The sequence below is a fragment of the Microcoleus sp. F4-D5 genome, assembly GCF_036704885.1.
Classification (GTDB): Bacteria; Cyanobacteriota; Cyanobacteriia; order Cyanobacteriales; family Microcoleaceae; genus Microcoleus.
In genome coordinates, this window is record NZ_JAUBSX010000082.1 from 23,565 (window position 1) to 32,639 (window position 9,075).

5 protein-coding genes are annotated in these 9,075 nt (G+C 48.4%); 4 read left to right on the forward strand and 1 reads right to left on the reverse strand.

Going from position 1 to position 9,075, the window contains the following annotated elements; genetic code table 11:
* The first annotated feature begins 279 nt into the window (after window positions 1-279).
* The 4 genes from QUA80_RS27485 to cobA all read left to right on the forward strand — a co-directional run bounded on the left by QUA80_RS27485 (window position 280) and on the right by cobA (window position 4,485).
* Complete coding sequence (locus QUA80_RS27485; RefSeq protein WP_333428150.1) at window positions 280-1,806, forward strand: serine/threonine-protein kinase; 1,527 nt, start codon at window positions 280-282, stop codon at window positions 1,804-1,806.
* 196 nt (window positions 1,807-2,002) lie between these two features.
* Window positions 2,003-2,686, forward strand: coding sequence for a manganese catalase family protein (locus QUA80_RS27490; protein ID WP_333428151.1), 684 nt, complete (start codon window positions 2,003-2,005; stop codon window positions 2,684-2,686).
* 240 nt (window positions 2,687-2,926) lie between these two features.
* Complete coding sequence (locus tag QUA80_RS27495) at window positions 2,927-3,667, forward strand: sirohydrochlorin chelatase (RefSeq protein ID WP_445302298.1); 741 nt, start codon at window positions 2,927-2,929, stop codon at window positions 3,665-3,667.
* Entirely contained in the window at window positions 3,664-4,485 is an 822-nt protein-coding gene (gene cobA, locus QUA80_RS27500) for a uroporphyrinogen-III C-methyltransferase (protein WP_333428153.1), read from the forward strand. Before QUA80_RS27495 ends, cobA begins: the two co-directional genes overlap by 4 nt.
* A 146-nt stretch (window positions 4,486-4,631) precedes the next feature.
* On the opposite strand, the gene QUA80_RS27505 is transcribed toward cobA, so the two are convergent.
* Window positions 4,632-9,005 carry an Ig-like domain-containing protein gene (locus QUA80_RS27505; protein ID WP_333428154.1) on the reverse strand — a complete coding sequence of 1,458 codons (4,374 nt, stop codon included), beginning with the start codon at window positions 9,003-9,005 and terminating at the stop codon, window positions 4,632-4,634.
* Window positions 9,006-9,075: the final 70 nt, after the last annotated feature.

A 9,075-nucleotide genomic window follows, 5' to 3' on the forward strand; every position in this document is an offset into this window, starting at 1 on the left:
TCCCACACCGCATGAGTGCTCGACCATCCCTCTTGTCTCTCTTGTCTCTTTCCTCTTCCTTCGCGCCGCTTCGCGTCTTCGCGGTTCGTTTAAAAACAAGTCTTGTCCGCAATCTCAAATCTCAAATCTAAAATCTCAAATCGATATGAGTTATCAAGCATCCCTCTTCTCTCTCTTCCCTATTCCTTCGCGGCACTTCCCGTCTTCGCAGTTCGTTTAAAAAAAAGTCTTCTGTGCAATCTCAAATCCAAAATCTAAAATCTAAAATCTAAAATCGATATGAGCTACTGTGTCAACCCAGAATGTCAAAATCCTCAAAACTCCAACACCGCAAAATTTTGCTTAAACTGCGGCTTTAACCTGTTGCTGAGACAGCGATATCGCCCAATTGAAATTTTAGGTAGAGGCGGATTTGGTAAAACTTTCCTAGCAATTGATGAAGACATCCCATCTCGACCCCGCTGTGCAGTCAAGCAATTTTATTTTTACGACCGCGACCCCGAAATTTTTAACAAAGCCCTTGAATTATTTCGCCAAGAAGCCGTCCGTTTAGAGGAACTCGGAAAACACCCGCAAATCCCCACATTATTAGCGGGCTTTGAACAAGAATGTCATATTTATTTAGTTCAAGAGTTTATAGAGGGGCAGACTCTTAAACAAGAATTAGACAAGAGTGTCTACGATGAAAATCAAATTTGGCAACTGCTGCAAGACTTATTGCCCGTGCTGCAATTTATCCACGACAAGCGCGTCATTCACCGCGACATCAAACCCGAAAATATTATCCGCCGCCAGTCGGACGACAAACTCGTATTGATCGATTTCGGCATAGCCAAACTGCTGACTGATTCCGCCATACTCCGTTCAGCAACGCTCATCGGCAGTCAAGATTATGTAGCTCCCGAACAAATGCGCGGCAAAGTATTTCCTGCTAGCGACCTTTACAGTTTAGGGGTTACTTGCATTCGCTTGATGACGCAAGTTCCTCCCTTGGATATGTACGACTGCAAAAACGAGCGCTGGTGGTGGCGCGAGTTTCTCCCCAAAGCCACGAGTATTAGCAAGGAGTTAGGCGAAATTTTAGATAAATTGCTGCAAACTCATCTCAATCAGCGGTACAGTTTTGCTGCGGAAGTTTTGCAAGATATTCAAGCAGCTTTAGATATTCGCCATCAAAATTTGCTTTCGCCGAAAAAGCCGATCGCTCCCGATCTCGGTAATAGCGACAGCTCAACCGATCTCAGCGCCCTACCAACTCCTGATTCTCCAATTTCACCCACCAATGCCGTCCCCAATTCAGCCGAAAATTTTTCCTTACCTGTTACTTCAAATCTAGATCCGACTATGATTTCTGCACGAGGAGTTGATTATACCAAACTGCGTGATTTTTTGTCAAACAAAAAGTGGAAAGAAGCCGATCGCGAAACTTGGGGCTTGATGTGTCAATCTCTTTCCCAGGCACCGGGAACTCAGCTAGAAATAAGCCAAATTTACCAGCTACCCTGCGAAGATTTGCAAACAGTCGATCGCCTGTGGCTGCACTACAGTCAAGGTCGGTTTGGCTTCAGCGTCCAAAAGCAAATTTACGAAAGCGTTAAGGGAGATTATATCAGATTTTGCGATCGGGTCAACTGGCAAACCTACAATTCTGCTAATACTTTAGGGCAGATTAAATTTAGTCAACAAGCACCAATCGGACACCTCCCCTCTCGCAGTTGGGTTGGCGGCATTCAGTGGCTGCGGCATCTCGATGCCATGTCAGTAAAATTAACCGAGTGCGACAATAATCCTGCTCCTAAATTGTAATTTAGTCTCCCGAATAACTAAGTAAAAATTTAAATTTAAACTCTACCTGAAAGCAGAGAAATTTGTCGCGCTAGATGTATCCATTGACCGAGGCTCGGTGCGATCGCTTATCGCACAATGGATTCTGAAGGCGAACACAGATAAAGTCTGCAATCCTTTAGACTTTAACAACCGAACTAAACAGAGGTACCGATCCATGTTTTTTCACAAAAAAGAATTAATGTCTGCGGTCACAGTAGACGAAGCCAACCCCCGTTTTGCCCAATTGCTGCTAGAACAGTTTGGCGGAGCAACCGGAGAACTGACAGCAGCTTTGCAATACTGGGTGCAGTCCTTTCACTGTGAAGATGCAGGGATTAAGGATATGCTTCAAGATATTGCGATCGAAGAATTCAGCCACTTAGAAATGGTGGGCAAACTCATCGAAATGCACACCAAAAATGTTGACCAAACAGAAGCTTATAAAAGCACCTTGTTTGCCGTGCGCGGTGTAGGCCCGCACTTGTTGGACAGCCAAGGTCAAGCTTGGACTGGTGCTTACGTGAACGAAGGCGGCGATGTGGTTCGCGATTTGCGCGCTAATATCGGTGCGGAAGCAGGAGCCCGCCAAACTTACGAAGAGTTGATTAAACTAGCACCGGATATGGGAACGAAAAAGACGTTGCAGTTTCTGCTGACTCGCGAAATTTCTCACACTCAAATGTTCATGAAAGCTCTGGAATCGCTGGGTAAACTCACCGATCCGATGTTCGGCAATATTTCGCCAGATTCCACTGTGGATCTCTACTTTAACTTGTCCACAAATGGCAAGGATGAACGCGGCCCTTGGAACTCGGAACCTACTTTCAAATACATTGCCGAGCCAGCTCCCAAAGGTTAATTTGAGAGTTGTGTTACCTGCGTGGCGAGTAAAGATTTAAGCGCAGTGTTAAGTAATTTTTAAGCCGCGCACCTTCTTTTATAAGGTGTGCGGCTTAGAAGATTTAAGCCCTGTGTTGAGTAATTTTCCAGTCACGCACCCTAGGATATCGAACTTTTGTGTTGAGTATTTTTTAAGTCACGCGCCCAACGGTGTTATAATTATTTGAAATCCGGATCGAACATTAACATCAAATCTATATTGAAATTGCGATCGACTTATTTATTAGTTTCTCACGGCAGCCGCGACCCCAGACCCCAACAAGCTTTGGAAAACCTCGGTCAACTGCTGTCTCAAAATTTGGCTGACTCGTTCCCCGCAGTAGCAACTGCCACCTTAGAACTCGGGCCCGCACCGCTGCACGAACAAATTTGCAGTTTTGGCGAACGTACCCTGTCGCTGGGACTGACAGAATTGCAAATCCTGCCTGTATTTTTATTGCCGGGAGTTCACGTCGCCGAAGACATACCCGCAGAGGTGGAAATTGCCCAACAAACTTTTGGTGACAAGCTAAAAATTGCATTGCGCCCGCATTTAGGTTCCCAGGAAGCAGGCTTAAGAAAATTGGTAAAAAGTCAGATGCAAGAGGTGACTTTTCTCCCCAATCTGCTATTGCCAAAATGGATTTTATTATCTCACGGCAGCCGTCGCCCCGGAGGTAACTCGACAGTTGAGGAAATCGCCAGCAAACTCGGTGCGCTGACAGCTTATTGGTCGGTAAAGCCGAGTTTGGAAGAGCAAATTGAGAGTTTGGTTCGTGGTGGACAGCAGCAAATAGGAATTGTGCCATACTTCTTATTTAATGGAGGAATTACAGATGCGATCGCCAAAAATGTCGCACAGCTAAAGCAGCAATTTCCTGCGGCGGAACTTCATCTCGCAAATCCTCTAGGCGCAAGTGTACAATTAGCAGACTTAATTGGGAATTTAATTCAAAAATGAACCGCAGAGGCACAGAAGAGGTAAAGGAACCAAGAAAAATGTCTTTAGGAAAAGTGTATTTAGTAGGTGCGGGCCCCGGAGATCCGGGTTTGATGACCTTGAAGGGAAAAGCTCTGTTAGAGTGTGCGGATGTGGTGATTTACGACGCTTTAGTCAGCCCTCAAATTTTGGCAGCAATCAACCCCCAAGCAGAACGAATTGATGCCGGAAAACGCAAAGGCCGCCACTCGTTAATGCAAGATGAAACAACTCAGTTAATGATAGAAAAAGCTGGAGATCATGCGATCGTAGTTCGTCTCAAAGGCGGCGATCCGTTTATCTTCGGCCGCGGCGGCGAAGAAATGGAAGAGTTGGTAAAAGCTGGAGTGTCAGTAGAAGTCGTCCCCGGCGTAACTTCTGGGATTGCGGCCCCTGCTTATGCGGGAATTCCTTTAACACACCGATCGTACAGTTCCTCTGTCACCTTTGTCACCGGTCACGAATCAGCGGGAAAATATCGACCGGAGGTAAATTGGCAGGCGATCGCCCGCGGCTCCGAAACCATTGTAGTATACATGGGAATCCACAATTTGCCTTACATTATCGGCCAGTTGACAGCAGCCGAATTGAGTCCAGAAACCCCCGTAGCATTAGTGCGCTGGGGAACGCGGCCGGAACAAGAAGAATTGATCGGGACTTTGGGTACAATTGTAGAGCAAGTTGAGGCGGCTGGATTTGCAGCACCTGCGATCGCAGTAATCGGAAATGTCGTCAATTTGCACGGCTTATTGTCTGGATGTCGCCCTGTTTATCAAACTGTAGAACAAGCGGGAAAATAGGATATATCCACTCCAGTTGCATCGGAATAATTAAACCGCAGAGTACACAGAGAGCACAGAGTCAGAGAAAAGAGATGTAAATAATTCCGATGCTAACGGATTTAAGATCGCTCTCTCTGATTGTCTGCCATCGCCAGGACATGATATTAAGCAACAATCTGGAAGTCGCTGACTGTCAGGGACGGGGTACCGTCAAGCGTGGCAAATAGCGCACCCGTTCCCAAACCAGATTGTGCCCCATTCTGGTTGAAAAATAACTTTCCAGTAGCGCGACTGTATGCAATTAGACCGTCGCTGGTTTCTGCGGCTAAATCGCTATTTACAAAGGCAATATTAGCAGCAGTAATTGTGCCGAACGAAGTTTGAGATAGGACAATTTTGTCGCTACCAAGGGTAAAATCAGCAACGCGATCGACTCCAAAATCAGCAGTATTAAAAGCACTGTTCGATGTAAAAATAAACCGATCTTGACTATCACCACCAGTTATAAAGTCATTGCCTGCATTCCCTGCAAGTTGGTCGTTGCCATCGCCACCAATCAGCGTATCATTGCCATCGCCACCGGAAACACTGTCATCACCTAAGCCACCATTAAATGTGTCGTCGCCACCTCCCATGTCAACAACTGAATTGGCGTAGGTTCCCAACAAATTAATTGCATCATTACCATCAGAATTGGAACTCGCAGCTTCATCGCCCTTGATGTTGATAAAGAAGCGAAAGTCGTTCATGGTAATAGTAATGCTGTCGTTACCGATGCCGCCGATAATTTTGTCCTCGGAACTCGGTGCATCGTCGGGATTGGTGTTGTTGTCCCAGGTTTCAGCAAAGGTGATGTTGATGCTGTCATTACCAACACCGCCTTGAACATCATTTACGCCGTCGGGATCGGTAATGGTGTCGTCGCCAGTTCCGCCGAAAATGCGATCGAGATTGCCTAAACCGCCGTTGATGAGGTCATTGCCGCCCTGGCCATCAATGAAATCATCCGCGCCGTCGTCCTTGATGGTGTCGTTGCCGTCCGCGCCCATCAGTGTATCTGGATCGGGAGTACCGCTGAGAATCAAAGGGGTAATCGGGGGGTTTGTATTAACCGGATTGACGGTGAGGTTGACCTTAGCTGTTGCCGTACCTCCTTGACTGTCGCTGACTTGATAAGTTAAATAGTCCGCGCCGTGGAAGTTGGGATTGGGGGTATAAAGGATGAAATCACCGATCGCAGCGCCCGGCATGCCATTTTTCACCAAAGCCTTACCATGAGACGGATTGGTGGCAATCCTGAGAGTCAGCGGATCGCCATCTGGATCGCTGTCGTTGGACAAAACATCGATCGCAATCGCCGAGTCTTGATTTGCGATCGCACTATCTGCGATCGCGATCGGCAAACGGTTGACTGCTTTAACTGTCACCTCAACTTTGGTAACGTCTGAACCTCCCTTACCATCTGCGATTTGATACAAAAAGATATCATTCCCGCTGAAGTTGGCATTGGGAGTGTAGGTGATGGAATCGTCTTGTGGATTGTCCGGCGTACCGTTGTTGTTGACTTCTGCTTTACCGTTGCTTGCGGCCCTGAAAATGCTGAGGTTCAGGGGGTCGCCATCCGGTTCGCTGTCGTTGGCGAGGACGTTAATATCGATCGCGCTACCAGCATTTACAGTCGCAGCGTCCCCAGATGCGATCGGCGATCTGTTGGGATCGACAGTCACTTCAACTTTGGTAACAGCCACGCCTCCCTTACCGTCTGAGATTTGATAGACAAACACATCCGGCCCGCTGAAGTTGGGATTGGGGGTGTAGGTGATGAAATCGTCTTTCGGGTTGTCCGGCGTACCGTTGTGGTTGACTTCTGCTTTGCCATTGTTGGAAGTCAGGACAATGCTGAGGTTCAGGGGGTCGCCGTCGGGGTCGCTGTCGTTAGCCAAAACATCGATATCGATCGCGCTGCCAGCATTACCGATCGCAGTGTCGCCCACTGCGATCGGCAAGTGATTGGGATCGACAGTCACCTCAACTTTGGTAACAGCCACGCCTCCCTTACCGTCTGAGATTTGATACAAAAAGATATCAGAGTTGCTGAAGTTGTCAGCAGTGGGAGTGTAGGTGATGAAATCATCGTTGGGATTTTCCGGCGTACCGTTGTTGTTGACTTCTGCTTTACCGTAGTGTGGGGCCCTGAAAATGCTGAGGTTCAGGGGGTCGCCATCGGGGTCGCTGTCATTGGCGAGGACATGAATATCGATCGCGCTACCAGCATTTACAGTCGCAGCGTCCCCAGATGCGATCGGCGATCTGTTGGGATCGACAGTCACTTCAACTTTGGTAACAGCCACGCCTCCCTTACCGTCTGAGATTTGATAGACAAACACATCCGGCCCGCTGAAGTTGGGATTGGGGGTGTAGGTGATGAAATCGTCTTTCGGGTTGTCCGGCGTACCGTTGTGGTTGACTTCTGCTTTGCCATTGTTGGAAGTCAGGACAATGCTGAGATTCAGGGGGTCGCCGTCGGGGTCGCTGTCGTTAGCCAAAACCTCGATATCGATCGCGCTGCCAGCATTGCCGATCGCACTGTCGCCCACTGCGATCGGCCAGTGATTGGGATCGACAGTCACCTCAACCTTGGTAACGTCCGAACCTCCCTTACCGTCTGCGATTTGATACAGAAAGATATCAGAGTTGCTGAAGTTGTCGGCATTGGGAGTGTAGGCGATGAAATCATCGTTGGGATTTTCCGGCGTACCGTTGTTGTTGACTTCTGCTTTACCGTAGTGTGGGGCCCTGAAAATGCTGAGGTTCAGGGGGTCGCCATCCGGGTCGCTGTCATTGGCGAGGACGTTGATATTGACTGAACTGCCAGCATTTACAGTCGCAGCGTCCCCAGATGCGATCGGCGAGTGGTTGGGATCGACAGTCACTTCAACTTTGGTAACAGCCACGCCTCCCTTACCGTCTGAGATTCGATAGACAAACACATCCGGCCCGCTGAAGTTGGGATTGGGTGTGTAGGTGATGAAATCATCTGCTGGGTTGTCCGGCGTACCGTTGTGGTTGACTTCTGCTTTGCCGTTGTCTGAAGTCAGGACAATGCTGAGATTCAGGGGGTCGCCGTCGGGGTCGCTGTCGTTAGCCAAAACCTCGATATCGATCGCGCTGCCAGCATTGCCGATCGCACTGTCGCCCACTGCGATCGGCGGCTGGTTTGCGATCGAGAGAGGGGGGAGTGAGGGAGAAGGGGGCAATGTCGGATTGGGCGGGAATGACGGAGTGGGAAATGTCGGATTGGGCGGGAATGACGGAGTGGGAAATGTCGGATTGGGCGGGAATGACGGAGTGGGAAATGTCGGATTGGGCGGGAATGACGGAGTGGGAGAGGGTGTCGGAGTGGGAGAGGGTGTCGGAGTGGGAGAGGGTGTCGGAGTGGGCGGGAGTGGCGGAGTGGGCGGGAGTGGCGGAGTGGGCGGGAATGACGGAGTGGGCAATGTCGGAGTGGGCGGGAGTGGCGGAGTGGGCGGGAGTGGCGGAGTGGGTGGTGGTGAGGCAGAGAAAGTCAAGTTGACATTAGCTGTTGCTGTAGCCCCTTGACCGTCACTGACTTGATAGCTGAAGCTTTCTGTGCCACCATTAAATCCGAGATTGGCAGTATAAGTAATAAAATCATCATTGGGATTGTCCGGCGTGTTGTTATTATTAACAACTGCCGTTCCATTCACCGGATTGGTAACAATGCCGATCGTCAGAGGGTCGCCATCGGGGTCGCTGTCGTTGGACAGGACGTTAATATTGACTGGATTTTTGCGATCGCCGATCGCGCTGTCGTTTGCTGCTACAGGCGATTGGTTGGCGATCGCAAATCCCTTAGAAAATTCCGAAGTATTATTAGCAGGATCGATCGCCGTTGCTGTAATAAATTGACCGACGGGTAGGGAACTGTCATAGGTATAGTTGAAACTATTTTTACCGCTATCGTCCGTAGTGACAATCGTAGAACCGAGGAAGGTTTTGCCTTCACCAAAGCCAGTTGGGTCGAGACTGGAGTTAGCAAAGAATTCCAGCCGAAACTGTTGATTTGGAGTGCTGTTGAGAGTGCCTTTAATCTCAGTTTTTTTGCCATTGGAGTGGGCAAACGTGATGGTGGGAAAGTTTTGCAGGTTGTTAGCACCCGTGTCAGTCTCCTTGATATCGTTAGGGGTGACTCCATCATTTGCTAAGTCAATGCCCAAACCATTATTGTTGAAAATACTATTGCCTGAAATGCCATTCCCCGTGCCAGAGTTAACAGCTATTCCAGCTAAATTGTTGTAAGCGATCGCATTTCCAGTTCCCGGTTCGATACCGCCGATCGTATTATTAGCATTATTTTGAATCAAGACACCGTTGCCTAGATTGCCCAAAGGACTGACTCCATCTGCTTGGATGCCGATGTAGTTGCCTGCTACAATTGTTAACTTATTGTCGATCGCATTAAAGTTGTTTTTAATCGCGATTCCGTTACCTCGATTGCTCGAAATAACATTAGACATCTCCAAAATAGTAACATTTTGTGGTAAAAGAACATCAGATATCTTTTTTGAGACAGAAATATGAGCGATA